General features: G+C 40.5%; 26 protein-coding genes. 10 read left to right on the top strand and 16 right to left on the bottom strand.

The features are described from left to right. Positions 1 to 6: 6 nt before the first annotated feature. The 4 genes from C6Y01_RS05040 to C6Y01_RS05025 form a co-directional block, all read right to left on the bottom strand. Positions 7 to 1383, bottom strand: coding sequence for an MFS transporter (locus C6Y01_RS05040; protein WP_045210060.1), 1377 nt, complete (start codon positions 1381 to 1383; stop codon positions 7 to 9). A 64-nt stretch (positions 1384 to 1447) separates the two neighbouring features. Beyond that, complete coding sequence (gene gucD / locus C6Y01_RS05035; RefSeq protein ID WP_106037893.1) at positions 1448 to 2914, bottom strand: alpha-ketoglutaric semialdehyde dehydrogenase GucD; 1467 nt, start codon at positions 2912 to 2914, stop codon at positions 1448 to 1450. Positions 2915 to 2935: 21 nt separating this feature from the next. Beyond that, complete coding sequence (kdgD, locus tag C6Y01_RS05030; RefSeq protein WP_106037892.1) at positions 2936 to 3862, bottom strand: 5-dehydro-4-deoxyglucarate dehydratase; 927 nt, start codon at positions 3860 to 3862, stop codon at positions 2936 to 2938. Positions 3863 to 4046: 184 nt separating this feature from the next. Then, entirely contained in the window at positions 4047 to 5411 is a 1365-nt protein-coding gene (locus C6Y01_RS05025) for an alkaline phosphatase (protein ID WP_106037891.1), read from the bottom strand. A gap of 353 nt (positions 5412 to 5764) precedes the next feature. Between C6Y01_RS05025 and C6Y01_RS05020 the strand changes: the two genes are divergently transcribed. Beyond that, complete coding sequence (locus tag C6Y01_RS05020) at positions 5765 to 6598, top strand: C40 family peptidase (RefSeq protein ID WP_034663692.1); 834 nt, start codon at positions 5765 to 5767, stop codon at positions 6596 to 6598. A gap of 140 nt (positions 6599 to 6738) precedes the next feature. Here C6Y01_RS05020 and C6Y01_RS05015 read toward each other — a convergent pair whose 3' ends face one another. Genes C6Y01_RS05015 through C6Y01_RS05005 form a run of 3 tightly spaced genes read right to left on the bottom strand, consistent with a single transcriptional unit; the run spans position 6739 to position 8559 of the window. Beyond that, positions 6739 to 7029, bottom strand: a complete 291-nt coding sequence (locus C6Y01_RS05015; protein ID WP_034663689.1) for a hypothetical protein — start codon at positions 7027 to 7029, stop codon at positions 6739 to 6741. Beyond that, positions 7017 to 8075, bottom strand: a complete 1059-nt coding sequence (locus C6Y01_RS05010) for an anti-sigma factor (RefSeq protein WP_034663685.1) — start codon at positions 8073 to 8075, stop codon at positions 7017 to 7019. Before C6Y01_RS05010 ends, C6Y01_RS05015 begins: the two co-directional genes overlap by 13 nt. Beyond that, positions 8068 to 8559, bottom strand: coding sequence for a sigma-70 family RNA polymerase sigma factor (locus C6Y01_RS05005; RefSeq protein ID WP_003211938.1), 492 nt, complete (start codon positions 8557 to 8559; stop codon positions 8068 to 8070). Before C6Y01_RS05005 ends, C6Y01_RS05010 begins: the two co-directional genes overlap by 8 nt. A 372-nt stretch (positions 8560 to 8931) precedes the next feature. On the opposite strand from C6Y01_RS05005, the gene C6Y01_RS05000 reads away from it, so the two are divergent. Continuing rightward, complete coding sequence (locus C6Y01_RS05000; RefSeq protein ID WP_034663683.1) at positions 8932 to 9534, top strand: lysophospholipid acyltransferase family protein; 603 nt, start codon at positions 8932 to 8934, stop codon at positions 9532 to 9534. Between the two features lie 40 nt (positions 9535 to 9574). Here the strand turns inward: C6Y01_RS05000 and C6Y01_RS04995 are convergent, their stop codons facing one another. Both C6Y01_RS04995 and C6Y01_RS04990 read right to left on the bottom strand, forming a co-directional pair. Next, positions 9575 to 10906, bottom strand: a complete 1332-nt coding sequence (locus C6Y01_RS04995; RefSeq protein ID WP_012009419.1) for a hemolysin family protein — start codon at positions 10904 to 10906, stop codon at positions 9575 to 9577. 58 nt (positions 10907 to 10964) lie between these two features. Beyond that, complete coding sequence (locus C6Y01_RS04990) at positions 10965 to 11405, bottom strand: MerR family transcriptional regulator (protein WP_034620022.1); 441 nt, start codon at positions 11403 to 11405, stop codon at positions 10965 to 10967. Between the two features lie 334 nt (positions 11406 to 11739). Between C6Y01_RS04990 and C6Y01_RS04985 the strand changes: the two genes are divergently transcribed. Next, positions 11740 to 13122: a hemolysin family protein gene (locus C6Y01_RS04985; protein WP_034663680.1), complete on the top strand. Its 1383-nt coding sequence runs from the start codon at positions 11740 to 11742 to the stop codon at positions 13120 to 13122. 89 nt (positions 13123 to 13211) lie between these two features. After that, positions 13212 to 13604: a hypothetical protein gene (locus C6Y01_RS04980; protein ID WP_024425732.1), complete on the top strand. Its 393-nt coding sequence runs from the start codon at positions 13212 to 13214 to the stop codon at positions 13602 to 13604. Here C6Y01_RS04980 and crcB (C6Y01_RS04975) read toward each other — a convergent pair. The 3 genes from crcB (C6Y01_RS04975) to C6Y01_RS04965 are packed head-to-tail and all read right to left on the bottom strand — an operon-like array spanning position 13601 to position 15084. Continuing rightward, complete coding sequence (gene crcB / locus C6Y01_RS04975; protein WP_095284958.1) at positions 13601 to 13966, bottom strand: fluoride efflux transporter CrcB; 366 nt, start codon at positions 13964 to 13966, stop codon at positions 13601 to 13603. The genes C6Y01_RS04980 and crcB (C6Y01_RS04975) overlap by 4 nt on opposite strands. Next, on the bottom strand, positions 13967 to 14362 hold the full coding sequence (gene crcB, locus C6Y01_RS04970; RefSeq protein WP_060595870.1) for a fluoride efflux transporter CrcB: 396 nt from the start codon (positions 14360 to 14362) through the stop codon (positions 13967 to 13969). Positions 14363 to 14367: 5 nt separating this feature from the next. Further along, entirely contained in the window at positions 14368 to 15084 is a 717-nt protein-coding gene (locus C6Y01_RS04965; protein ID WP_034663667.1) for a glycerophosphodiester phosphodiesterase, read from the bottom strand. Between the two features lie 306 nt (positions 15085 to 15390). Here C6Y01_RS04965 and C6Y01_RS04960 point away from each other — a divergent pair, with 306 nt between their 5' ends. From C6Y01_RS04960 to C6Y01_RS04950, 3 genes are all read left to right on the top strand, one after another. After that, positions 15391 to 15492, top strand: coding sequence for a YhdX family protein (locus C6Y01_RS04960; RefSeq protein ID WP_017360338.1), 102 nt, complete (start codon positions 15391 to 15393; stop codon positions 15490 to 15492). A 164-nt stretch (positions 15493 to 15656) separates the two neighbouring features. Then, positions 15657 to 16745: a mechanosensitive ion channel family protein gene (locus C6Y01_RS04955; protein ID WP_034663662.1), complete on the top strand. Its 1089-nt coding sequence runs from the start codon at positions 15657 to 15659 to the stop codon at positions 16743 to 16745. 29 nt (positions 16746 to 16774) lie between these two features. Further along, complete coding sequence (locus C6Y01_RS04950) at positions 16775 to 17506, top strand: NAD-dependent protein deacylase (RefSeq protein WP_411266052.1); 732 nt, start codon at positions 16775 to 16777, stop codon at positions 17504 to 17506. A 43-nt stretch (positions 17507 to 17549) separates the two neighbouring features. Here C6Y01_RS04950 and C6Y01_RS04945 read toward each other — a convergent pair whose 3' ends face one another. Continuing rightward, positions 17550 to 18404 carry a polysaccharide deacetylase family protein gene (locus tag C6Y01_RS04945; RefSeq protein WP_034663654.1) on the bottom strand — a complete coding sequence of 285 codons (855 nt, stop codon included), beginning with the start codon at positions 18402 to 18404 and terminating at the stop codon, positions 17550 to 17552. A 296-nt stretch (positions 18405 to 18700) separates the two neighbouring features. Here C6Y01_RS04945 and dat point away from each other — a divergent pair, with 296 nt between their 5' ends. Next, positions 18701 to 19558: a D-amino-acid transaminase gene (dat, locus tag C6Y01_RS04940; RefSeq protein WP_034663651.1), complete on the top strand. Its 858-nt coding sequence runs from the start codon at positions 18701 to 18703 to the stop codon at positions 19556 to 19558. Positions 19559 to 19604: 46 nt separating this feature from the next. On the opposite strand, the gene C6Y01_RS04935 is transcribed toward dat, so the two are convergent. Then, positions 19605 to 20111 (bottom strand): universal stress protein, encoded by a 507-nt coding sequence (locus C6Y01_RS04935; RefSeq protein WP_003210990.1) that lies wholly within the window; start codon positions 20109 to 20111, stop codon positions 19605 to 19607. A gap of 557 nt (positions 20112 to 20668) precedes the next feature. Between C6Y01_RS04935 and bmrC the strand changes: the two genes are divergently transcribed. Then, on the top strand, positions 20669 to 22426 hold the full coding sequence (bmrC, locus tag C6Y01_RS04930) for a multidrug ABC transporter ATP-binding protein BmrC (protein ID WP_106037889.1): 1758 nt from the start codon (positions 20669 to 20671) through the stop codon (positions 22424 to 22426). Then, a complete protein-coding gene (locus C6Y01_RS04925) occupies positions 22423 to 24438 on the top strand; it encodes an ABC transporter ATP-binding protein (protein ID WP_034663643.1) in 2016 nt (671 codons plus the stop codon). The genes bmrC and C6Y01_RS04925 overlap by 4 nt, the downstream gene beginning before the upstream one ends. Positions 24439 to 24557: 119 nt before the next feature. On the opposite strand, the gene C6Y01_RS04920 is transcribed toward C6Y01_RS04925, so the two are convergent. Both C6Y01_RS04920 and C6Y01_RS04915 read right to left on the bottom strand, forming a co-directional pair. After that, the gene (locus C6Y01_RS04920; RefSeq protein ID WP_034663640.1) at positions 24558 to 25175 is read right to left on the bottom strand and encodes an NAD(P)-dependent oxidoreductase; all 618 of its coding nucleotides are present in this window, start codon (positions 25173 to 25175) and stop codon (positions 24558 to 24560) included. 288 nt (positions 25176 to 25463) lie between these two features. Continuing rightward, positions 25464 to 25667 carry an alpha/beta-type small acid-soluble spore protein gene (locus C6Y01_RS04915; RefSeq protein ID WP_034663637.1) on the bottom strand — a complete coding sequence of 68 codons (204 nt, stop codon included), beginning with the start codon at positions 25665 to 25667 and terminating at the stop codon, positions 25464 to 25466. Positions 25668 to 25762 lie beyond the last annotated feature (95 nt).

The following is a 25762-nucleotide window of genomic DNA, read 5'->3' as shown; positions in this document are numbered from 1 at the left end:
ACGTTTTCAAATTGAACTTGATGGAACTGGGGCCGGTGGAGTGGAAGGGGGTTCTTTTAGCTTCACACGTTTAATGGGACCCACAAGGAATAAATAACTTAAGATCGCAATGACGGCATTACTTCCGACAAAGACGAGCGCACCACTGAAAGAGCCTGTCGCATTTACAATATATCCAATGATAATGGGGGTTGTAATAGACGCAATGTTGCCAAAGGTATTAAATAAACCGCCGCTTAAACCCGCACATTCCTTTGGAGAGGTATCTGATACAACGGCCCAGCCAAGTGCCCCAAATCCTTTTCCAAAGAAAGCAAGCGACATAATCGCAACAACAATCCAAGAAGATTCTGTATAGTTGCAGATAATCATACTGCATGAAAGAAACATACCTATAATAATCGGTGTCTTTCGTGCGAAAGTAAGCGAGTTCCCTCTTTTTAATAAAAAATCGGATAACAAGCCGCCAAGAATCCCGCCTAAAAAACCGAAGAGAGCTGGCAGGGAAGCAACAAAACCTGCTTCGAGAATGGACAATCCTTTTGCTTGAACAAGATACACGGGAAACCACGTTAAGAAAAAATAAGTGAGGGTGGTAATACAATATTGAGCAATGTAAACGCCGATTAACATCCGATTTGAAAGTAATTGTTTCACGTATGGCCATTTTGGTTCTTTGTTTTGCTGGCTCTTTTCATCGTCCATTGAGGTCAAAGCCCCGCCTTTTGAAATGTAGTCAAGCTCTGCTGCATTAATTTTCGGGTGCTGTTTTGGGTTATAGACCGTTTTTAACCAAAGAATAGACAACAAGATACCGAGAATGCCCATGACAATAAAAACAGAATGCCATCCTAAAGAATGTGTAAGCCAGCCCATTATAGGGGAGAAAATGACAAGCGCAAAATACTGAGCTGAGTTAAAGAAAGCAGAAGCTGTTCCACGTTCAGAACTAGGAAACCATGCAGCTACTACACGACTATTTCCTGGGAAAGAAGGAGCTTCAGCCAGACCTACTAAGAATCTCAGGGCAAAAAGAAGAATAATCGCAGTACCTGCTGTAAAAAAACCTATGGCACCTTGAAGCAATGTAAACAAAGACCAAAAGAAAATGCTGCAGGCAATGACAATTTTAGAGCCAAATTTATCTAATAAATAACCGCCAGGCAGTTGGCCAATGACATATGCCCAGCCAAAAGCAGAAAAGACATAACCCATTGAAATAGAGCTAAGACCAAGATCATGCTGAACAGAATCTCCAGCAATCGATAGGGTAGCACGATCCGCATAATTGACAGAAGTGACAAGAAACAGCATGAAGACGATAAACCAGCGGACAGAGGTTTTTTTATCAGTTTGTGAAGCATGGAAGAGTTTATTTATCATAATTTCTTCTCCTTTTCTAAATAGAGAATTGAGGAGGGCAGGTGCCCTCTCAAATGCTTCAAATTTACGATTTAATGAAAACCGTTTGAATGGCTGTGAAAAATTCCTTTGCCGCTTCTCCTTGTTCACGAGAATGAGAGCTTGATTGTTTCATTCCACCAAATGGAGCCTGTAATTCTACTCCTGCACTTTCTGCATTAATTCTAATGAGCCCTGCTTGGATATTCTGAATAAAGGTCAGCATACGGCCGATGTTTTGTGTGAAAATAGAAGCGCTTAAGCCAAATACCACATCATTGGCAATGTGAAATGCTTCATTTATATCTCCCACTTTGATTAAAGCAATGACTGGCCCAAATATTTCTTCTTGAGCGATGGTCATGTCTGAGGTGACATGTTCAAAAATGGCAGGCTCTATATAATAGCCATTCTGATAATCACCATCTGTTAATGGTTCCCCGCCAAAGAGAAGGGTAGCTCCTTCTTTTTTTCCTGTTTCAATATAGGAAAGGCATTGATCAAGCTGTTGTTTGCTTGCGATTGGACCCATCCATACGTCTTTTTTTAAACTGTCCCCAATAGTGATTTCCTGCGTCTTTTGAAGCAGCTTTTCTTTAAAGGCATCATAGATGTCTTCTTGGACAATGACTCGGCTCGTTGCTGTACATTTTTGTCCTGTTGACCGGAAAGCTCCTGTAATGGTGGCTTCCACCGCAAGATTAAGATCCGCATCATTGGCTACAATAACGGGGTTTTTCCCGCCCATTTCAAGCTGATACTTGATGCCTCGTTCAAAGGCTTTTTGACCGATAGCTTTACCAGTTGCATTGGATCCAGTAAATGTAATCCCTTGGATATTTGGATGTTCAATCATTCCTTGACCTACAACAGCTCCCGACCCTGTTACCATATTGACTACTCCCTTTGGGAGGTGAGCATCTGCAAAGCAGGCCATGATTTTTGCGCAAGTAGCCGCAGTTTCTGTCGCAGGTTTAATGACGACCGTGTTGCCATAAATGAGTGCAGGTGCCATTTTCCAAATAGGGATGGCAATAGGGAAATTCCAAGGAGAGATGACGCCTACAACACCTAATGGAACCCTTTTAGTGAACATGAGTGCTTCTCGATCAGTAGAAGGAATGACATCTCCTTCTTTTCGCATCCCTTCGCCGGCATAGTAACGCAGGATGGCCACACCGCGTGCCGCTTCTCCTTTTGCCTCCGGAAGTGTTTTACCCATTTCTTTTACAGCAGTGACTGCAATGTCATCGAGACGTTCCTCTAGCAAATCAGCTGCTCTATAAAGATATTGTCCTCGTTCTGCACCTGATAAATCTCGCCACGCTGTCTTTGCTTCATGTGCTGCAGTGATGGCTGCGTTCACATCTTCAAGGCTTGAGCGCTGTACATATCCAACGGCCTCTTCTTTGTCGGCAGGATTCTGGATGGGGATCACTTCTCCTGTCGAAGCCTTTACCCATTCACCATTGACATAATTGAAGTACGTTTTTTGTTTCACTGAAATGGACATAATATGATCTCCTTTCTATTGTTAATTCACAGCCGCTTTTTTAGGAAAGCGTTCCATTGCGTGCTGCAAAATGCTCTCTAGTTCTTGATAGTGTTCTTTCTCTACAGGGACAACAGGTGGTCTTGCTGAATTGCGGACAGCATGCCCCATGATGTTCATGCCAGCTTTAATTAATGAGACAGCATAACCCTTTCTCTGTTGACGAATCCGGTTAATCGGTAAAATTACACTTGTGTATATGTCCTTGACCATTTCCTGATCACCAGTCTTCAGTGCGTGATAAAACATTCTTGAGATGTGAGGGATATAGTTTGAAATGGCGGAGGAATAGGAATGAAAACCAATCGGTAAGTAAGCCGGCATTGTGACCTCTGCCATAGGCAATCCATTTAGATAGCTGAGCCTGTCGCCTATCGTATAGGAAAGGTTCACGTTTAAATCCATATCACCGACCCCATCTTTTACACCAACAAGCTGTTCAAAAGTAGTGAGCCGTTTGATTTGCTGCACTGAGAGAACAGCATTATCTCGTTGATACAAGATGGCATTTAAGTTTGTACTTTCCATAATGGTTTTGGCGTATTCATATAGTCCTTCTTGTTCTCCATGAATTAAATAGGGAGGGAGTAATAAGTAACCATCAACGCCTTTTTCCTCGGAAATTCTCGCCCATTCCAGGGCAGTATTTAAATTTCCGCCAACTCCTGAATAAACAGGGACTTTACCACCGGCAGCTGCCAGTGCCACATCAATCATTTGCTCGTATTCTTTTTGACTAATAGACTGGAATTCTCCCGACCCACAAGCAATAAAAATGGCATCAAGCCCTTCGTCTAGTAAGAATTGAATGTTTTGAAATAGTGCTTCCTCGGAGAGCTGTCCATTTGCTTGAAAAGGGGCAATAGGAAACCCTAATATGCCTTCTGGTGCTTTTCTATCTTGAATCATGGTTAAAAACCTCCTGTGAAGTGAATTGTTAAAAAGAAAGGTAAGCGCTACCAAAAACTCTTTTGTTTTATTGTAAGACAAATGAACAATTTGTCAATATCTTTATTTTCAGAATTTTACCTGGAAGATTGAACAATAAAAAGAGCAGGTACTTAGTGCACCTGCTCTTACAAAGATTTTTGTCTTATTGATGATTAAGTAATTTAAAGATATGTTTGGCCTGATCTGTATTTTCCATCAGCCCTTTTAGCTTTTGGCTTGTTGGGCCATACGCAAAGAATGGAACTTCATCACCCGTATGACCTGATGTTGTCCAGCCTGTATGTGATCTCATGTTGATCACTTCTTCAATCGCATCATCAATCTTAACAGCATCCTTTGTTTCAGAAGCCTTTTGAATGGAGGCTATTTCTTCTTTTGTAAATTCAAGATCGATATATTGTTTCAACGCTGACTCAACAGGCATGCCGCTGACAATTTTGTTTGCAATAAAGTCAGGCGTCTTTTTCGCTGCTTTTACCGGTTTGTAATCCCAGCTGCCCGAGCCGTCTGCTCCGAAGGAAAGTCCGCCAGTTGAATGATCGGCAGTGGTGATGACTAACGTATTTTTATCCTTTTTTGCAAAACGAATGGCTTCTTCAAATGCTTTTTCAAAATCCTTCATTTCACTCATTGCACTGACAATATCATGATCATGTCCAGCCCAGTCAATTTGGCTGCCTTCAACCATAAGGAAAAATCCTTTTTTGTTTTTAGACAGCTGTTTAATGGCTGAGGACGTCATGTCTTGCAGGGAAGGGGTCTTTTTATCACGATCAATCGCTTTATCAAGACCACCGTCAGCAAAAATGCCTAGCACCTTTTGATTTTTGTTTTTTTGTAAGGCATCTTTATTGGTGACATAATCATATCCGGCTTGCTTGAATTCTTTCGTCAAATCACGATCCTTCCGGACAAAATCGACAAGACCTCCGCCAAGCATGACATCGACTGTATGCTGTTTTCCGATTTTTTCATCGAAGAAATCATCAGCGATGGCTGCTGTGTTTTTTCTCGATACATCGTGAGCCGCATACGCAGCAGGGGTGGCATTTGTTAATTCAGATGTCACGACAAGTCCCGTAGATTTTCCCTTCCGTTTTGCTTCTTCTAGAACTGTTTTTAATTTTTTGCCGTTTTTATTTACACCGATCGCATTGTTGTAAGTCTTTTTACCAGTTGCCATAGCTGTACCAGCTGCGGCAGAATCGGTGATATTGCTTTTAGAGTCGTTAGGGTATGTTTTGTGCATGCCAGTGAGGTAAGGGTCAAACGCTGTTTGTTTTGAAAGGTCTCCGTTGTGTTTAAATGAACGGTAAGTTGAAAGATAAGGAGTTCCCATGCCATCCCCGATCAGCACGATCACATTTTGCACGTCATTTTTTGGCTTCTTTTTAGCCTCTGCTTTGTCAGCCTGTCCAAATTCAATCCCTGAAAAAATGCCAATCGATAGCACAGATGCTGCCGCCACTGCAGCTATTTTCGTTTTCGAGCTTTTCAACACACTCATTCATTTTGCCTCCTCATTGTTTATGTATCGCTCTTACGTTTACAATGGTAGAGCAGAATTGTGGATTCCCATTTACAGGATCGTAAAGTTCCCTTTAAAATTGTAAAGGTCCACTTTACATAGAATGGACCAAAAAGAGAAATGAATGTATCATTTATCCATGACAAGATGCGTTTATTTTGTCATGATTGTGTAATGAAAATGAAATATAAAGAACCCTAAAAAAAAATAAATTTTGCCGAATTAATAAGCATAATGTCGTAGGAAGTCAAGACTATTTCTTCTGGTATTTGATCCTTATAATAGTAAGTAGATAAAATTCGGATCACGATAGATACATACAGGAGGAACAAATGAAAAAACAATTGATCACAGCTGCAAGTGCAGTTCTACTTGGGACGACATTATTTGCCGGAGCTGCCTCAGCACAATCAGTAAAAGTTCAAAAAGGTGACTCTCTTTCTGTTCTAGCGAAAAAATACAAAACAAGTGTGAGCAAGATTAAATCAGACAATAAGCTGAAATCTAACACGATTTATGTTGGACAAACTTTAAAAGTAAATGGTACTTCCTCAAAAAAAACTACGAAAACATCAAAAACAACAACAAAAGTAAAAGCGGCGTCAGCGACAGCTACTCATAAAGTTGTGAAAGGTGATACATTATCTAAAATCGGCAAAAAGTACGGCATGACTGTAAAAGAGCTGAAATCGTTAAATAAACTCAAAACAAACCTTATCAAAATTGGGCAAAAGCTAAAGGTCAAAAAGACATCTAAAAAAGTGAAGACAACACCTGTTAAAGAAAAAACAGTTTCTGCTTCTTCTTTAAACACGTCTAAGCTTGTAGCAGATGCTAAAGCGCACAATGGCACACCATATAGATGGGGTGGAACGACACCAAAGGGTTTTGATTGCAGCGGGTTTATGTGGTATATCATTAACAAACAAAAAAAGATTTCAAGACAAACAACTGAAGGTTTCTGGGGATCAATGAAAAGCGTATCAACACCAAAGGTTGGCGATTTTGTGTTCTTTACAACATATAAATCGGGTCCATCTCACATGGGTGTCTACATTGGGAACAACAAGTTTATTCATGCTGCTTCTGATGGTGTGACGATCAGTAATATGAATTCAAGCTACTGGAAGCCGATTTACCTTGGAGCGAAAACATTTGTGAACTAATTTATTCTAAGAGACTGCTTATGAAGCAGTCTTTTTTTATTTGCGCTGTAGACTTACCGTTGGGTATATTTAAGAAAATACCAAAAAGCCAGTGCTGCTTGGCGTTAGTCAAGTAACACTGGCTATTCATCTAATGAGATTTAAAAACCTAATTGAAGATCGACATCGATCGATACGATGGTGTAGACACAAACAATAACAAAGATATTCAGTACGACACCAAGGAACCCTGGGCCCGTACGGCCTTTTTTAATGAACAGTTCAATAATGCCAAATGGAACTGCGGCCATTGCAAAAGGAAGCATCTGAAAAGAATAAAATGTCACGTTGCTGATAATGGCGAGGTTCAGCATGAGCAGGGATAATATCGCTGTACCGACGGAAATCCAGCCAAATACATTATGCTCTTTAAAAATTCTTACCAATTCCATAATTCCACCTCGCTCACTTTTGCCGTTTTAATGCGTTTTGTCTTCACAAATTTCTCGATTTCTTTCGAAGGACCTGTGATCACAGAGCCATAAATCGTGACACCATTTTGGTTGATATAGCGTATTCGGTTTGACAGATCCAGTTCAGGTCTGCCAGAGATCGTTTTTGCCCAGGTTGGGTGCTGATCGACATAAGCAAGGGCATCTTTAAATTGATCTACCTCTGTTTTTGATGTGTGCTGAAGCTCTTTTAAGAATTCAGAGTCTTTCCCAGGGAAGCCGATTGGCCGCTGATTCCCGCTTAATGAATCCTCTGTTTTAATCGCATTCCAGAGCACTTTCATATCATATTTTTTAGCAAAGGAATAAACGTCCTTTGGTGTATAAGCTTTGTCATAGGATACATACACTTCACTGACTGTTCCTTCAGGAAGCTTGTCTAAAGTAGTGAGTGTTTGTTTTTTTGATGCATCTGGCTGCGCCGAAGGATGGGTAAAGAAATCCTCCGTATCGCGTGCGCTGTCACCATAATAAGAGATGGTAGGCTGCTTTAATTTATCGAAAAACATCTCGATTTGTTCACTGCCAATGGCTTCTGTTTTATTGCCAATTTGTTTTTGCAGCTTCAATTCGGTGTTCATCCCAAAAAGCTTGACTTGGCCTTTTAAATCCTTCATATCAATCGCCACGTTTGGTTTCGTCAAAGCGACGGTGACAGCGGCTGTTTCCATGAAGTGATTCCCTTTGCTCTCTGCTCCGCCCACACCGTAGTATAGATAACTTCCTAATGTACAAAGCGGTAAAATAATGAGTGTCGATATGACAGCAAGCACGGAAATCCGTAAATAAGACTTTCTTTTTCCGTATTGTAAGATGGCTTTTTGCTTTTCAGGACTGATGGAAAAATCTGTCCAATCCGAGTCGTTCAGTTCCTGACTTAAGCGTTTTTCGTTTTCTTCAAGTTCTTCTTCAAACGCCATCATTTCTTCCTCGTTCATCTCACCATTATTATATTGTTCCCATCGCTTGTTAAACTCTTCATTCATCATTAACACCTCTGTTGTAAAGTGCTTTTAGGCGCTGCCTTGCACGAAATAAAACACTTTTAAAATTTGCTTCAGTAATATTCATGACCTTGGATGCTTCCTTGTAATTCAGTTCTTTTAAATAATACAATGTCAACGCTTCCTTGTAGTTATCTGGAAGCTGCTCTAAATACATGTTGAGGACTTCTTTTATTTCAACCTGTTCAGCAGGGCTTTGTACAGACGTTTGTAAAAGGCCGCCAATTAGATCATCCGATATGGTCACTTCTTTTTTATGTTTCCTGACATAATCAATAAAAGCATTTCGTGCCACCTGAAATAACCAAGGTTTCACTTTGCTATGGTCGTAGGAATGAATATGTATATAAGCACGCATAAAGGTTTCCTGCAATAAGTCTTCTGCCAAATGTTTGTCTTTTGTCATGGAGAGCAGAAACCTGTAAACATCGTTCATATACATTTGATAAATTTCATCGATCGTCACTGATTTTTCTCCCCTCTATGTTATACACGCATAAGAAAGGCATAAAGTTGCACGAAACTTCTCAATACCGTACATTACTTATCTCTTTCGCCGAATCAAAATCATTTCTCCTTATCATAGCGAAATTTACGCCATTTATAAAGCATTTTCAATAGAACAAATCAGGAAAAAACCTTAAAAAACGACAATTTTGGACACAATTCCTCTTCTATTCTCTCCTAAAACCATGGACCTGGATACAGAAAGACCGGTGATTCTTAACGAAAAATGATGTGATGGTTTGGCTGTTTCATGAAATTTTTAGTACCAGGTAATAAAAAATTTGTTATAATAGAAACAAATCCTTCATTCTTCAAACAAAGGAAGTGCACTATGTATAAATTTTCAGGCTATACCATCAAAGTATTATTTTCTCTCCGAGGCGGAATCAAAGTATATCAAAAAGAGAATCTGCCAACGGATCGGGGGTTTGTCATTGCATGTACACATGAGGGTTTTGTGGATGTTCTTGCATTAGGCGCAGGGATTCTTCCGTTTGAGATCCACTACATGTCGAAAAAAGAATTGTTTGCAAATAAATGGATCGGTGGATTTTTAAAGAAGATTCATGCCTTTCCAGTTGATCGAGAGAATCCTGGGCCAAGCAGTATTAAAACGCCCATTAAATTATTAAAAGAGGGGAAGATCGTTGGGATTTTTCCAAGCGGAACACGTACAACAGAGGATGTACCTTTAAAAAGAGGTGCGGTCACCATTGCCCAGCTCGGTAAAGCGCCAATCGTTCCAGCAGCGTACAAAGGACCGTCCAATGCGAAAAGTCTTTTCAAAAAGGGGAAAATGCGCTTAATTATCGGTGAACCGATTGAGCAGTCAGAATTTGAGCATCTGCCGCCAAAAGAACGGTTAGGTGCCATGACGGAAGTATTAAACACGAGAATTAAAGAACTTGAAGCTCAATTAATGGAAAAGGCATAAGAAAAACGACCGCTTGCTTTGGCAAGGGTCGTTTTTTTTCTTAAGAAGCGCCTTCTTCAGCGGCTTCTGCTAATTGTTCATTTAACTTTTTGACTTCGATATATACCACATGGTGTCCATCGACTTCATTAATGATAAATTCATAGCCTTGTTCACGAATGGTGTCATTTTTCTCAACTTCATATTTCTGTGTAAGGAACCATCCGCCGATCGTATCGACCTCTTCGTTATCAAGCTGCGTACCTAAGAGCAGGTTGACTTGGTCAACTAGAACCTTTCCATCAAAGATGTAATGGTCTTCTCCAAGTTTACGAACTTCGTTGATTTCATCAATATCGAATTCATCACGAATTTCACCGACGATTTCTTCAAGAATGTCTTCTACAGTCACAAGACCTGCTGTACCGCCGTATTCATCTGATAAAATCGCCATGTGTACACGTTCACGCTGCATTTTGAGCAATAAATCATGTACAGGAACTGTTTCAATCACATGAATAATCGGGTTGACAAACTTTTCGATTGTATCACTTGTAGAACACTCACCGCTAATGCAGGCAGTGAGAACCTCTTTAATGTTTAGAACACCAATCATATTATCTTTATCGCCATCTTCAATTGGATAACGTGTATATTTCTCTACCTTGGTCACCTTCAGCATTTCCTCAATGGTAATATCATGAGGGAAGCTGACAACTTCAGTACGAGGAATCATAATTTCTTTCGCCAGACGGTCATCAAATTCAAAAATTTTATTTACATATTTGAATTCAGACTGGTTAATTTCGCCGCTTTTATAGCTCTCTGATAAAATAATCCGCAATTCTTCTTCAGAGTGCGCCATGTCATGCTCAGAAACTTGCTGAAGACCGAACGCTTTTGTTAACAAACGAGCAGATCCATTTAATACCCAGATAAACGGGAACATCACTTTGTAAAAAATCATGAGCGGTCTAGCAAAAAGAAGAGATACTTGCTCCGCCTTTTGAATGGCGAGTGTTTTTGGTGCAAGTTCTCCAACCACAACGTGTAAAAACGTCATAATACTAAACGCAATAATAAAAGTGACAATAGAACTAGCTGATTGAGGAATGGACAGCTCTACAAATAGTGGAGCAAGCATGTGCGCAATTGTTTCTTCCCCTAACCAACCAATACCAAGGGCGGTAATGGTAATACCGAGCTGACAGGCCGACAGATACTCATCAAGGTGAGTCGTGACATGCTTGACAGCAACTGCTGTTTTATTACCTTCTGCGATTAACTGATCAATTCTTGAGCTTCTTAAGCGAATGATCGCAAACTCTGATGCTACGAAAAATGCGGTTAAAGCTATAAGCAAAGCAACTATAAGTAAATTAACTATGTCCAATTAAGGCCTTCGTTCTGACTTTGAGAACGAAGGTAACACCTCCTGTTTAGTAAAAATTTTAACTTAACAGCAGTAAAAATGATTGGACAGCCGTCATCTTTTCAGGTGTAAGCTGCTCTTTTAATTTTTCTCGTTGTTCTGGCTGAAGCTGCTTACAACGTACCAAAATGCGGTCCATATGCTCGTTCATCCGATCGATATCAGAGGTTAAATGGACAAGTTCATCAGGATCTTCCTTTTGAGAAGGGAATTGTTCATCTAATCTGGATTTGATGTCAGAAAGAGCCAATCTCTGCTGTTTGCAAAGAACGATTAATTGTAATCGTTTTAAAGCATGTTCATCGTAATAACGATAATTTGAGCAAGATCTAACAGGCGCAAGCAAACCTAGATTTGTATAATAATCTACAGTTCGTTTCGTCACCTGTGCAATCTGTGCTAGTTCACCAATACGATACTTTTTCTCAGCCCCATCTGAACATCTCCTCCTAACCGTCACGTTATAGTTTATGAAAATAGTTTAATATAATTCGAGTCTGAAATACAAGTTAATTGTTCATATTTCCTGCCGATATGAACATTAGAGAGGGATTTCTCAGTCTAGATTGTCCTGTCAAATTTAACATAGTGATACAGGAATTTTCAGATTATTTATGGTAAGATAAAATGAATACCGTTTCATATATATGTAGAGAAGCGGATTTATACGTGAACCGGAGGTGGTTAAGTGGGGCCCTCAATGTAGTCTTATTTAATCAGTTAACCGTTTTGCAAAATATAACATCATCAATCAGGAGGTGACTCCTTGTTCTTCTAAGAAAGAGCAAGGTTAAATGGACGATATTGTTAATCTGAGTATAGTCGGTGTTTTGATTGCTTTAACAGCTTTCTTTGTTGCATCTGAATTTGCCATAGTAAAGGTGAGAAGTTCAAGAATTAATCAACTTGTTGCCGAAGGGTCCAAAAAGGCCATCGTGGCGAAAAAGGTGACATCAAGGCTAGATGAATATTTGTCAGCCTGTCAGCTCGGTATTACAGTGACATCCCTTGGTTTAGGGTGGATTGGTAAGCCGGCTGTAAAAGAACTTTTGGTTCGAGGTTTCGGTTTGACAAACATTCCTGATTCAGCAATCAGCCTGATCTCAGCAACACTTGCGTTCTCTATTATTACCTTTTTGCATGTAGTTGTCGGTGAGCTTGCACCAAAAACGCTTGCGATTCAAAAGGCGGAAAAAATGACGCTCTGGCTGTCAGGCCCGCTGCATGCATTTTATATCCTGATGTTCCCTTTCATTTATGTGTTAAACGGGTCAGCCCGTGTTCTAACCAAAATGATGGGCATCGATATGGGGTCTGAAAAAGAACATTCCCATTCTGAAGAGGAATTGAAGATTTTATTATCTGAGAGCTTAAAAAATGGGGAAATCAACCCATCAGAATATAATTATATGAACAAGATTTTCGACTTTGATAATCGAATTGCCAGAGAGATCATGGTACCGCGGAGAGAAATTTGTGCAATTCCAGAAGATATGCCGCTAGATGATATCCTCTCCATCATGACGCAGGAAAAGTATACACGCTTTCCCGTGTTTTCAGGGGATAAAGACCATGTCATCGGCATGCTGAACAAAAAGCAGCTCTTTGCAGATCTTGTGTATCAAGGAGAAAAAGATCAACTGAAGATTCAAGATTATATATATCCAGTGATTGAGGTCATTGACACGATTCCTATTCAGGAGCTTCTCGTCAAGATGCAGCGCGATAGAATGCATTTGGCGATTTTAACCGACGAATATGGCGGAACGTCTGGACTTGTCACAACAGAAGATATTTTAGAAGAGATTGTTGGAGATATTCGAGATGAATTCGATGAAGATGAGCAGCCGGTTATTCAAAAAAGAGCCGATCATCATTATGTTTTAGATGGCAAAGTAAGATTAGATGAAGTGCAAGATTTGATCGAAATGTCATATCATGATGAAGAAATTGATACAATAGGCGGGTTAATCTTAAAAGAGAATATTGATATCCGAGAAGGACAATCCATTTATCTTGATGATATTCGGATGAAGGTCTTGGAGATGGATGGACGCTATGTGAAAAAGATCGATCTGAAGAAAGGCGTCACATCATCAGAAAAAGGAAATGCACGCACTGGGCTTGATATAAAAGAGCCGCTGTTAGTAAATGAAATGACCTTGAGCGAAAAATAAGCTCAAGGTTTTTTTAGGTATTTAGTCTCTTTTTACGAATGTGCGTTCGGGTTATAATAAGAACAAACGTTCGATAGAGGGGGATGGACATGCTTTGGTATGAAACAGCAAGTATCACAGAGAAAAAAACCTCAATGAAACGAATTGAGTTCCATTTAAAGAATTTCAAAAATTACCAGGCAGCGATTTTAAATATCGAAAGACAGCTTGAAAAAAGAAGTCCGCATCATCTGGATCACATGACACGGAAGAAGTTAGAAGAGCAAAAAAATCAGTATGAACTCATCGTTGCATGTATTGAAACAGCATTAAAAGAGCTGGATGAAATAGAGCAGCAGCTCATCGATTACAAATATTTTCGAGATTGGCGGATGGCCAAATGTGCGATGGAAATCGGCTACAGTGAAAAAACACTCTTTTTAATGAAGCGCCAGCTCATGGATCAACTGCTCATCAGCTTAGCCGCCATTACCAATATTTAAAAAAGGTGATGTCCTATTTGATAGCTCGCAGCAAAGAGACAGAAAGACCCGATGATTGTCATCAATAAGTAGACAGCAAGTTTTCCGATTTGCCGCTGTTGCAGCATGGTCGCAGACTCTACACTAAACGTAGAGAATGTTGTGAAGCCACCGAAAAAACCCGTTCCAATGATCACAAGCAGCGGATGATTGGCAGTCACGGCACCTGTCAGTATACCTAAACCGGCAGCACCTAATAAATTGATGAGAATAATACTATACGGGAAACGAGCATGAGACTTGGTTTTCTGTATCGATTGGCTAATGAAAAAACGAAGGGCGCTGCCAATCCCGCCGGCAACAGCTGTATATAAAACGATCATTTATCTGCCTCCTCTCTGCTGCTTATTTTGATGAAAGAGCCGCTGAGCAAGCATCAGTCCACATAAGGCAGCGGCTACTCCGGCAATGACTGAGAGCAGGATGTAGATCACACTTGAGGTGAATTGCCCAGTCTGTAATAAAAGAACCGTTTCTTTAGAAAAAGTGGACATTGTCGTAAAACCTCCGCAAAATCCTGTTCCGATCAAAGCGGCAAGATATTTTTTTCCCTTCTGGAACATAAAATATCCTGTTGAAAAACCAAGAAGCAGACTGCCTGTTACGTTTTCGATTAGCGTTGCATAAGGGAATGTTTGGCTGACAATCGATTGGCTTAGTTCATATCTGCAAAGTGTCCCAAGCAGTCCGCCTATAAATACAGCAAGATACGCTTTCATTTACATCATTTCTCCTTTAGAAAAAATGGCGGGTGATCCGTCACCACTCCATCAACGGGATATTTTTTGATCCGATCGGCTGTTTTTTGGTCTTTCACAGTCCATATAAACACATCCATCCCGAATGAGTGGATGCGGTCTATCCACCATCTGTTGATCATCGTTTTCTTCATATTAAGACAATCAGCAAACGAGCTGTATGCAGTTAACTTTCTTTTCGCCAGTTTAAATGCAGTAGGCTTTATAATCAAAGCTGTTCGAAGAGAAGGGGCGAAAGCTTTGATTCTTTGAAGTGCATGATCATCAAAAGATTGAATCATGATATGACGAGAATAGGCAAACCGATTGATGATGTCGACAACTGCCTTTTCAATTCCTATCTGCCGTTTTGGGTGTTTGATCTCGATCAATATCCCGATCCGCTGGCTGTATCTCTCAAGAACTTCTTGTAATGTTGGAATTCGTTCATTCGTGTACTGCTGGTCAAACCAGCTTCCTGCGTCAAGTTTTTTCAGCTGATCAAGTGTATAGCTTTTGACTAAACCGTTTCCGTTCGTCGTTCGGTCAACTGTATCATCATGGATCACGACGACGTGCTGATCCAATGTGAGCTGTACATCTAATTCAATATAATCTGCACCCTGCTGAACAGCTAAATCAAACGCGGCAATTGTATTTTCTGGGGCAGCGCTTGATGATCCTCTATGCGCAATAATATACACATGCTCCAGCTCCCTGACATAAGTTCTGGTCTTATCATATCAAATGCTTTACCGTTTTTCCTTCTTTACTATATGGAGGGAAGAAGAGCTGTATGTAATGGTGAATCGCATTGCCAAGAAAGTATGATGCTTCAAATGTGAAAAGTTGCAGGAATATCCCAAGCCATGATTGAGTAAATCTGAAGTACATCAATTTTTCTTCGATCAATTTTGTCCAAATCGTCAGCGTTCGCCAAAATATTAGTGCTTTCGTCATGTTGACTGAAAATTCTGATGTTTTATAATGATGAAAAGGAGGCGAGATGATTGGGTAAAGGGAGAATTAGAGTGGAAGAACGTATTAAGGCCGAAACGGATGCTGAAATGTTTAAAGCGACTCTCCTTGATCAGGCTCAGAAGAAAAAGTAGTTTGCTGCCCGTCGATATGTCTCTAGCCAAAATTTCATAATTGAACATCATGCCTCGGGACTGGTCCCGAGGCTTTTTATATAGAGGTCAGACATTTATGAGAGGACATAAACGAAGGTTATATTATAAACTAGAGAGGATTGTTTTAAAGGAGAGAGACAAACATGTTTACACAAAAATGGATGGATACATATTTTACAGTAGATGTTGCGATCCAAATCGGTATTAGCCTTTGTATTTTATTGCTTTTTTTATTGCTTCGGAAAGTATTTACGAAGTACTTATTTCATCTTCTCTTTAGGCTGACCAATCGGTCTAAAACGGAGGTCATTAACCAAATTGTTGTGGCTTTCGAAAAGCCAGCCAGACTGTTTTTTGTCGCACTTGGGTTATATTTTGCGTTAAGACAGGCACCATACTTTGAGCATCATATGGATGTCATCGTCAAATTATATAGATCCTCCATTATATTGATGCTGACATGGGGGCTTTGTAATTTAACCGCAGCTTCTTCTTTCTTATTTCAAAAAGTAAATTCTAAATTTGAATTGGAAATGGATGATATTTTAGCGCCGTTTTTATCAAAGGTACTTCGCTTCATTATCATTGCACTAAGTATTAGTGTCATTGCACAAGAATTTAATTATGATGTAAATGGACTTGTGGCAGGTCTTGGTCTAGGTGGTCTAGCCTTTGCGCTTGCTGCACAGGATACGGTGGCGAACTTTTTTGGAGGAATCGTCATCATTACAGAGAAGCCTTTTACAATGGGCGACTTTGTGGAGACGCCTAGTGTTCTTGGGACTGTCGAGGACATTACATTTCGAAGTACAAAGTTTAGAACACCTGCTGAAGCTGTCGTGACAGTTCCGAATTCTACGCTTTCAAAGGAACCTATCACGAACTGGACGAGAATGAATAAACGCCAAATTACGTTTTCCGTACGTGTATCCTATAATACACCAAAGGAAAATCTTGACCGATGCATCAAACGTCTCAAACAAATGCTTTATGAACATGATGGGGTGCACAAGGAGACGATCATGGTAAATCTCGATGTACTGGCGGACAGTTATTTGAATTTATTTTTCAACTTTTACACAAACACGACGGCCTGGGCTGAAAACCTTGATATTAAACAGGACATTAACTACCGTATCATGGATATCTTCCATCAAGAAGGTGTAGAATTTGCCTTCCCTGGACAGACCATTTATATGAAACAAAAAGGCGAAAAACAGCTGGGTGAATAAAGGAGGAATGGTGAGTGGATCAAACAAAGGTGGCAGCGCTAAGAGAGAAATTAATGCAGGCTTCACATATTATGGTACTTTCAGGTGCGGGTATGAGCACAGAATCGGGTATCCCCGATTTTAGATCAACGGGCGGCTTATGGACTGAAGACACCGCCCGCATGAAGGCGATGAGCCGGTCCTACTTTTTATCAAACCCTCAGCATTTCTGGCCGAAATTCAAGGAATTGTTTCAGATGAAAATGAGCGGAGAGTACGAGCCCAATAGTGGACATACCTTTTTAGCCAGCCTTGAGAAACAAGGAAAACATGTGGATATTTTCACCCAAAATATTGATGGCCTGCATAAAAAAGCAGGAAGCCAGCATGTATATGAACTCCACGGCTCCATTCAAACAGCTACTTGCCCATCGTGCCAAGCGACATATGAACTGCCTTATTTATTACAAGAAGAAGTGCCTGTATGTCTAAAGGTTTCCTCAGACGGACGGACATGTGGGCGTGTGCTGAAAACAGATGTTGTCCTTTTTGGAGACAGGGTTAAACATTTTGATCAAGTAGAGAAATCACTTCAGCGAGCGGACCTTCTGCTCGTCATGGGGACTTCCCTAGAAGTGGCGCCAGCAAGATATATTCCAGAAGATGCCGCTCAAAATCCTTCCATCTTCAAGGTGATGATGAATTTGAGTGAAACAGAATACGATCCACTGTTTGATCTTGTCTTTCATGAGCGAATTGGCGATCTCGTGAAAGCTTTATAAATCATCAAAGACCCCGCATCCAAAAAAGGTGCGGGGTCTTTCTTTATTGTTGCAGCGGCTTCATCGATTCATCAAGGACTTCAAATGTATAGCCCTTCGCTTTTAGCTGTGTGATTAAACTGTTTAAGTATTTTGCTGTCGCTGGCTGATCGTGCATTAAGATGATTTTTGGTTCTTTTGGATGTTTTGTCTCAAGCACTTGCAGCTGATTTAATACCTCTGGTACATATTTTGAGCTTTTATATTTCCAGTCAAGACTGTCAATTGTCCAATCCCAGTATACAAAGCCTTTTTGTTTTAAACGTGCCTTTTGCTGATCCGTTAAATTTGGGGCGCTGCCATAAGGTGTTCTCACAAGATGTGTATACTCACCTGTGACAGAAGCCAAAATGCGCTGATCTTCCTTCATCTCATTGACGGGAGAATCACTTTTTTGATAAAAGCGTTTCACATCATGTGTGATACCATGAAGCCCTAACTGATGACCTTCTTGATGAAGTCTTTTCACAGCTGCCGGGTGTTCCTTAATCTGCGGCCCAAGCATAAAGAATGTGGCCTTTACTTGATGCGCTTTGAGCACATCTAAAAGCTGATTTGATGTCGCTGACGGACCATCATCAAAGGTTAAAAAGATCGTTTGATCCGTTACATGTTTGTTTGGGTTGATCTTAAAATGTGCATCTAATGTTTTCGTAGAATCATCTTTTGCTTTCAGACTTGTGCTTGTGTTTCGGAATTGACTGCTCGCAGACATTTTAGCCGGCTGATCTGCTGCCTGCATATTGGTTTTAGATATATCCCATATAAAAAAGAGGATCAGTGACAGAATCACTAAACCAATCGCTTTTGAGAGCAGCATCGTGTTTGAAGGTGTCTGTTTTTTCGTAACCCGTTGCATTACAATCGCTCCAATAAATCAAAAATTTGTGTCGAATCATGTAGTAGATTCTGTCTTTTTTCGCTGTTTTTTGTCGTGCTCATATGGATTAAGTATACAGGAAAAAAGAGCCTATGAATATAGAAGATGCTAAAAAATTGGAATCTTTTTGGTTATGAGTCTATGTTTGTTACAATAGAAAGTTGACCATTTATCATGATGTGAAATAATTCTGAATAATCATTGAAACGTACTCATTTATCCGCTAAGATAGCATCAGACTCAACCATTAATGCGAAGCGAAGGGGAGATTCCGTATGAAAGTATTGTATAATGGCGATTTCATTGAAAAAAAGGATGCACATGTTGATATTGAAGACAGAGGCTATCAATTTGGTGACGGCGTCTATGAGGTCATCCGTGTATACAATGGGACTTTGTTTACATTAAAAGAGCATACAGAGCGTCTGTTCAAGAGTGCAAAAGAAATCGGCATTCATCTTCAAGGGGCAGTATCAGATATGGAAGAAAAGTTAAAACAGCTCGTCGCCCACAACCAATTAACAGATGGAGGTGTGTATATTCAAGTCACGCGGGGCGTCGCACCTCGTAAACATCAATATGGCGATTCTCTCACTCCTCAAATCACAGCATATACGTTCCAGGTGAAAAAGCCTGTTCATGAGCAGACAGCTGGTGCAAAGGCCATATTATCTGAGGACCTTCGCTGGTTAAGATGTGATATTAAAAGCTTAAATCTCTTATATAACGTCATGGAAAAGCAGAAGGCATCTGAAGCTGGTGCATTTGAAGCCATTCTCATTAGAGATGGTTTTGTGACTGAGGGAACCTCCTCGAATGTATATGCCGTCATTGATGGCGTGATTCGCACACATCCAGCAAACAATCTTATTCTAAACGGTATTACCCGTAGAAAGCTTCTTGAGGTATGTGAAGAAGAGGGATGCAGTGTTGAAGAAACTCGTATAAGTAAAGAAGAGCTGCTGCGCGCGCAGGAAATCTTCATCAGCTCGACGACGGCTGAAGTCATTCCGATTGTTGAAATTGATGGCCAGCCAGTAGGGGAAGGCGTTCCAGGAGAGTTGACAAAGCGTGTACAGGAAGGCTTCCAGCAAAAAATTAAACATGAAAGTGAAGCATCTATTTCTTCATAAATAAAGAGAGGCTGTAAACCAATGTTTACAGCCTTTTGTGATTCTTTTATTTTACAATAAGCACAGGTATATCTGATTTTGATGATAACTTTTCACTTACACTGCCAAAGAGCATTTTTTTCAATCTGCTTTGGTCACGTGCTCCCATGACGATGAGGTCTGCTGATATGTCTTCAGCATATTCGATAATCGCTTCCGCTGGTTCCCCCTCAACAATTTCAATGGCAGCTTCAAACTGCTCCTCATTTAAAAGCATTCTTGCTTCTGCAACGACCTCTTCTGTATGATCTTCAAAAATCAAGGGACTTTGCTGTTCATCATGAGGTACATACACAGGGGGTGTTTGAAGGTCTGCCATGCCGCCGCCGATATAAGCTCCGCCAGTCATTGGGCGTGGTGCATCAAACACCTGTCTGCTTGATTTGCCATCATGTGCATAGGCAACAGTCAGCTTGGCATTCAAGGTTTTGGCTAGAGCGATTGCCTTTTTTAATGCTTTCTTACTGTCTTCATGTCCATCAAACGCAACGACCATCCGATCAGCTTGAAACAATGTCCTCATTCCTTTCAAAAGGAGTCTTTACACTCATGGTATACCCGTTATCTGAAAAAGATACACATGAAGGCGGTGAACTTTTTGTTAGAAAATTTCATTTATTGAAAAATATTTATTGACAAAATGGTGACAGCCGCTATAAGATAAAAAAAGATTCAAGAGCCAAAAGGAGGAAATGTCATGTGCAACATTGGAAGAATGAAATCAAACTGCATGAATGGGTTGATTCACGTGACAATTACACCTTCATTGGTCATTGAAAAGGGACTCGTATGTTCCAATTGATCGGATGAATCAAGGCGTATGTTGCGTATTTGTCAACATGCGCCTTTTTACATGACTAAAAGAGGCGTACCAGACAGCTGGTTGCCTCTTTTTTTGTTGTATTCATTTCGCATTTCGAAATAAAGGGATGGAGATCAACAAGTAAATGAAGAGGAGTGAAAGCATGTGAACATGCCAAAAGCAAGACAAATGACAAAAACCAAAAAAACGAAACAAGGTGACAGCCAGGAAAATCTAGAAAGCGGCTAGCTTTAAAAGGAGAGACAAACATGTTTTCAGTATTTGCGAAATTAGGCTGGTTCTTCAAACAAGAGTGGAGGCGTTATACGATCGCCATTACGCTTCTGCTCATTGTGAATGTGCTTGAAATGCTGCCGCCAAGATATCTTGGGCAGGCAGTTGATGACATTCGTTCTGGTCAATTTACAACATCCAGTATTGTGTTTTATGTAACCATTTTTTGCTTGCTAGGTGTCGTCGTCTATACGCTGACATATTTTTGGATGTATCAGTTATTTGGCGGCGCAAATGTCATGGAGCGTGTGATGCGCGGGAAGCTCATGCGTCACTTACTTAAGATGACACCCACCTTTTATGAAAAGAAAAAAACCGGTAATTTAATGGCATTAGGTACAAACGATTTAAATGCTGTGGCTTTAACGACAGGTTTTGGCGTTCTGACATTGGTTGATTCCACTGCTTATATGCTGATGATCTTCTTTACGATGGGGCTGACGATTAGCTGGAAATTAACCTTAATGGCGATCATCCCTATGCCGCTGATGGCGCTCTTGATTGCGTATTATGGCAGCAAGATTCATGATCGCTTTACAGTTGCTCAAGATGCATTTGGTGATATGAACGATCGCGTCCTTGAATCAGTCGCAGGTGTCCGGGTTATTCGGTCTTTTGTACAGGAGAAACAAGATGTCGAACGCTTTCGCCAAATGACAGATGATGTATTTCAAAAAAATATGAGAGTGGCGATCATTGATTCATTGTTTGAGCCGACAGTGAAATTACTTGTCGGTGTCAGCTACTTAATTGGAATCGGCTACGGAGCCTATCTTGTGTTCCAAAGTGATTTAACCATTGGTGAGCTTGTCGCATTTAACGTCTATCTTGGAATGATGATCTGGCCAATGTTTGCGATAGGCGAATTGATTAATATTATGCAAAGGGGAAATGCGTCGTTAGACCGGTTGAATCATACACTCAGCTACAAGCCGGATGTCACAGACGCTTCTCAGCCAAAAACGTTACAAGAGCCTGGCGATATTCAGTTTGATCACGTGACATTCAGGTATCCAACTTCCCCTAAAGATAATTTAATTGATGTGTCCTTTACGGTTCGAAAAGGGCAGACAATCGGAATTACAGGCAAAACAGGAAGCGGTAAAACGACTATCGTAAAACAGCTTCTACGCCAGTATCCAACAGGTGATGGTCAAATCCTGCTATCAGGAGTCCCAATCCAAGAGATCGAATTGGATCAGCTATTTCGATGGATCGGATACGTACCGCAGGATCATATCCTTTTTTCAAAAAGTGTAGAAGAGAATATGCGCTTTGGTCTTCGGGACGCAAAACAAAATGAATTAGCACAAGCGATCAAAGATGCTTACTTTGAAAAAGATTTACGTCTTTTGCCAGAGGGTCTCGAAACCATGGTGGGGGAAAAAGGTGTGGCACTGTCAGGTGGACAAAAGCAGCGAATTTCCATTGCACGCGCTTTATTAATAGACCCCGACATTTTAATACTGGATGACTCGCTTTCTGCGGTAGATGCAAAAACAGAAACCGCTATTTTAGAAAATTTAAGGCAAAATCGTCATGGGAAAACGACGTTTATTACGACTCATCGTCTATCAGCTGTTGAGCATGCGGATCTCATACTTGTCATGGAAGAAGGATGCATAGTCCAAAAGGGCACCCACGAAGAGCTCATTCAGCAAGATGGGTGGTACAAAGAACAATTTTTGCGTCAGCAGCTGACAAACCAGCTGGAAGGAGGGGATGAGGCATGACAACAGGAAGAAGACTCCTTGCCTACGCACTCCTTTATAAGAAAGTACTGTCTGTTGCCTTGATCTTTCTCATCATTGCAGTAGGTGCTGAACTGACAGGACCATTTATTGGGAAGAAAATGATTGATGATCATATTTTAGGTGTAGAAAAACCGTATGTCGAAGTCAATGAAAAAACAGACAAAACCGTTTATTACCAGGGAAATAACTATATACGAAGCGATCGATTAGACAGTGGTATGAAATCCGGAAAACAAATCAATGTGGTGCAAGTCGGATTCGGTTACTATTTTGTAAATGAGCCGATTCGTTTTGATGGAAACCGAAAGATATCCGGAGATCAGCTTACCATTGAAAATGGGAACGAGCGCGAGACATATGAAGTACAGCGTTTATCAAAAGAGGAAATTTTCTCTTTTTATGAGCCGGAAATCAGTGGTTTGGTGCAGCTTGTTCTATTTTATCTAGGGCTTCTCGTCATTGCGATTTTCTTTCAGTATGCGCAGCATTATCTGCTACAGCGGATAGCCAATCGAATTATTCAAAAAATGAGGGTTGATGTATTTGAGCATATTCAAACGCTGCCTATCCGGTATTTTGATAATTTACCGGCTGGAAAGGTCGTAGCGAGGATTACCAATGACACAGAAACCATTCGTGATTTATATGTGACAGTCCTCGCTAATTTCGTGACGAGTGCTATTTACATGATTGGAATTTATATTGCCATGTTTTTATTAAATGTGAAGCTGGCACTCATTTGTTTGGTGGCGGTACCGATTATTTTCCTATGGTCAATGACCTACAGAAAGTTTGCATCAGTGTACAACCACCGCATTCGTTCGATCATTAGTGACATCAATGCCAAGCTAAATGAAGCCATTCAAGGGATGACCATTATTCAAGCGTTTCGTCATGAAAAAGTGACGAAAGAGGAATTTGATGAGCTGAACAACAATCACTTTCGATATCAGCGAAAGATGCTGCATTTAAATTCACTTCTGTCGCATAACTTGGTTAACCTGCTTCGGAATTTAGCATATGTGGCACTCATTTGGTATTTTGGCGGTGCGTCCTTAAGTGCGACGGGCATTGTGTCAATTGGTGTGCTCTATGCGTTTGTCGATTATTTAAATCGATTATTTCAGCCGATTACAGGCATTGTGAACCAATTCTCGAGATTGGAATTAGCAAGGGTTTCATCGGAAAGGGTTTTCCGATTATTAGATGAGCCAGGAACAACAGTGGAAGAACCTGTTCAAAAGAAAATGGAGGGACACGTTCAGTTCCAAGATGTCACCTTTGCTTATAATGAAGGAAATAATGTATTAAAGAACATTACGTTCGAGGCCAAAAAAGGCCAGACGGTTGCACTTGTGGGGCATACCGGTTCTGGGAAAAGCTCGATCATGAACTTGCTGCTGCGTTTTTATGACATTCAGCAAGGAGACATTCTCATAGATGGGGAAAGCATTTATCACCAGTCACGCCAAACGTTGCGCAAACAAATGGGCATTGTGCTTCAAGACCCGTATTTATTTTCCGGAACGATTGCATCCAATGTCAGTTTAGGAAATGAAGACATTAAAAGAGAAACGATTGAATCATCATTAAAGCAAGTAGGCGCAGTAGAGTTATTGAAGCACCTGCCAGAAGGATTTGATGAACCAGTCGTTGAAAAGGGAAGTACTCTTTCCTCAGGGGAACGTCAGTTAATCTCATTTGCCCGTGCATTAGCGTACGATCCAGCGATCTTAATTTTAGATGAAGCCACTGCAAACATTGATACAGAAACAGAAGCGATCATTCAGCGGGCGCTTGATGTCGTCAAAGAAGGACGAACGACTTTTGTCATTGCTCACCGATTATCCACCATTAAGAAAGCCGATATGATTTTGGTATTAGAAAAAGGTGAAATTGTCGAACGAGGCAGTCATGATCAACTCATGCAGCAAGAAGGGCTGTATGCGCAAATGTACGAACTGCAAAAGGGTGCTGTTGCAAACAGCTGATGAATAACAAAAAAGAGCCTATTCACTTTGAATGAGGCTCTTTTTATTTGCATAAAAAGTCGAGGATTCGTTTTTGACCTCGACCTTTACTAGTTATATCGTTTACATGAGCTGCATCATCAGTAGGCAATGCCGACGCGTTGATGTACAAATTCCTTCGAATTTAACTGCTGATATAAAAAGTGTGCGGTATCTTCAACTGAAATTTTCTTTCCATCTATAGGGAGAAAATCTTTTTCATAGCGATATGACCGTGTCACATCTCCATCTGGTAAATAGGTTGGACAAATAATGGTCCAATCTAGATCAGTCGATTGAAGGATTTCAAACGCTTTGGCATGCTCTTTAGCTGCTCGGGAAGTAGTCCGCCTTGATTCATTTGTTTCAAAACGGTAAAGTTCCGGCTGCTGCCTTGCCTTTAAAATACCTGCCGTACCAATTGTAATAATTCTTGAAGTATTTGATTGCTTCATGGCTTGTACGATATGCTCCATTGAAACAGATAATGTATCATCACCATCTGTTGATAGACAGCTCACAACAATATCTGCTCCTTTGATCGTCTCAAGCACATCTTCTCGATTTCTTGAATTGCCGGTGACTTGAAACATACCCGCAAGCATTTCTTCTCGGTTTGTCCGAATCAATGAACGAACTATGTAACGATCATCTACTTGAACGAAACGAAGAAATGCTTGTCCTACACGTCCATGAGCACCGAAAAGAGCTATTTTCATCTGTTCGATCCCTCCACTACATACTATAAGTGAAAAGAACCCAAAATGGTACAACTTTTATGTGATGCTTTTTTTATAAAGGTGAAAGGACCGAATACTATGAGCATATTCACATAATAGAGAGATCCCTACAAATTGTAGAAGTTCAAAGTTCATACCGGAAATAATGTCCATGAAGATCCGCTCCTTTCTACTACATGATATGAGCTGGAAAGGAGATTGGTGAGGGATAAAAATAAAAAAAGAAGACACCTTAAGAGAGGTGCCTTCTATGATCCAAATATGAAATTAAGCTTGTGTTCCACCCATGTGTTGTTGAGCGTAAGATACAAGACGCTTAGTGATTTCTCCACCAACTGATCCGTTAGCGCGAGATGTTGTTTCTGCACCAAGGTTTACACCGAATTCAGAAGCGATTTCGTACTTCATTTGGTCGATTGCTTGCTCTGCTCCAGGAACTAGTAATTGATTTGAACTATTAGAATTTGCCATGATGTGAATCTCCTTTTTGTATATGATTTGGTTTTTGGTTGGGTTTGCTGGAATCGCACCAGCGAAATGAGCAAGTCATTTGCCACTTGGCGAAA

It is taken from the genome of Bacillus sp. NMCC46 (assembly GCF_002998465.1).
Taxonomy (GTDB): domain Bacteria; phylum Bacillota; class Bacilli; order Bacillales; family Bacillaceae; genus Bacillus.
The sequence above is the reverse complement of the archived record's forward strand: the minus strand, read 5'-3'. Positions and strand labels throughout refer to the sequence as shown.

Coding starts and splice junctions, on each gene's coding strand:
- C6Y01_RS05010 (WP_034663685.1), bottom strand. CDS start 8,075: ATGAATGAAGAGTTTAACAAGCGATGGGAACAATATAATAATGGTGAG.
- C6Y01_RS04980 (WP_024425732.1), top strand. CDS start 13,212: ATGCTTTGGTATGAAACAGCAAGTATCACAGAGAAAAAAACCTCAATG.
- gucD (WP_106037893.1), bottom strand. CDS start 2,914: ATGTCCATTTCAGTGAAACAAAAAACGTACTTCAATTATGTCAATGGT.
- C6Y01_RS04920 (WP_034663640.1), bottom strand. CDS start 25,175: ATGAAAATAGCTCTTTTCGGTGCTCATGGACGTGTAGGACAAGCATTT.
- C6Y01_RS04915 (WP_034663637.1), bottom strand. CDS start 25,667: ATGGCAAATTCTAATAGTTCAAATCAATTACTAGTTCCTGGAGCAGAG.
- C6Y01_RS05000 (WP_034663683.1), top strand. CDS start 8,932: ATGTATAAATTTTCAGGCTATACCATCAAAGTATTATTTTCTCTCCGA.
- dat (WP_034663651.1), top strand. CDS start 18,701: ATGAAAGTATTGTATAATGGCGATTTCATTGAAAAAAAGGATGCACAT.
- C6Y01_RS04955 (WP_034663662.1), top strand. CDS start 15,657: ATGTTTACACAAAAATGGATGGATACATATTTTACAGTAGATGTTGCG.
- C6Y01_RS04945 (WP_034663654.1), bottom strand. CDS start 18,404: ATGCAACGGGTTACGAAAAAACAGACACCTTCAAACACGATGCTGCTC.
- bmrC (WP_106037889.1), top strand. CDS start 20,669: ATGTTTTCAGTATTTGCGAAATTAGGCTGGTTCTTCAAACAAGAGTGG.
- C6Y01_RS04925 (WP_034663643.1), top strand. CDS start 22,423: ATGACAACAGGAAGAAGACTCCTTGCCTACGCACTCCTTTATAAGAAA.
- C6Y01_RS05040 (WP_045210060.1), bottom strand. CDS start 1,383: ATGATAAATAAACTCTTCCATGCTTCACAAACTGATAAAAAAACCTCT.
- crcB (WP_060595870.1), bottom strand. CDS start 14,362: ATGAAAGCGTATCTTGCTGTATTTATAGGCGGACTGCTTGGGACACTT.
- C6Y01_RS05015 (WP_034663689.1), bottom strand. CDS start 7,029: ATGGAATTGGTAAGAATTTTTAAAGAGCATAATGTATTTGGCTGGATT.
- kdgD (WP_106037892.1), bottom strand. CDS start 3,862: ATGATTCAAGATAGAAAAGCACCAGAAGGCATATTAGGGTTTCCTATT.
- C6Y01_RS04985 (WP_034663680.1), top strand. CDS start 11,740: ATGGACGATATTGTTAATCTGAGTATAGTCGGTGTTTTGATTGCTTTA.
- crcB (WP_095284958.1), bottom strand. CDS start 13,966: ATGATCGTTTTATATACAGCTGTTGCCGGCGGGATTGGCAGCGCCCTT.
- C6Y01_RS05025 (WP_106037891.1), bottom strand. CDS start 5,411: ATGAGTGTGTTGAAAAGCTCGAAAACGAAAATAGCTGCAGTGGCGGCA.
- C6Y01_RS05020 (WP_034663692.1), top strand. CDS start 5,765: ATGAAAAAACAATTGATCACAGCTGCAAGTGCAGTTCTACTTGGGACG.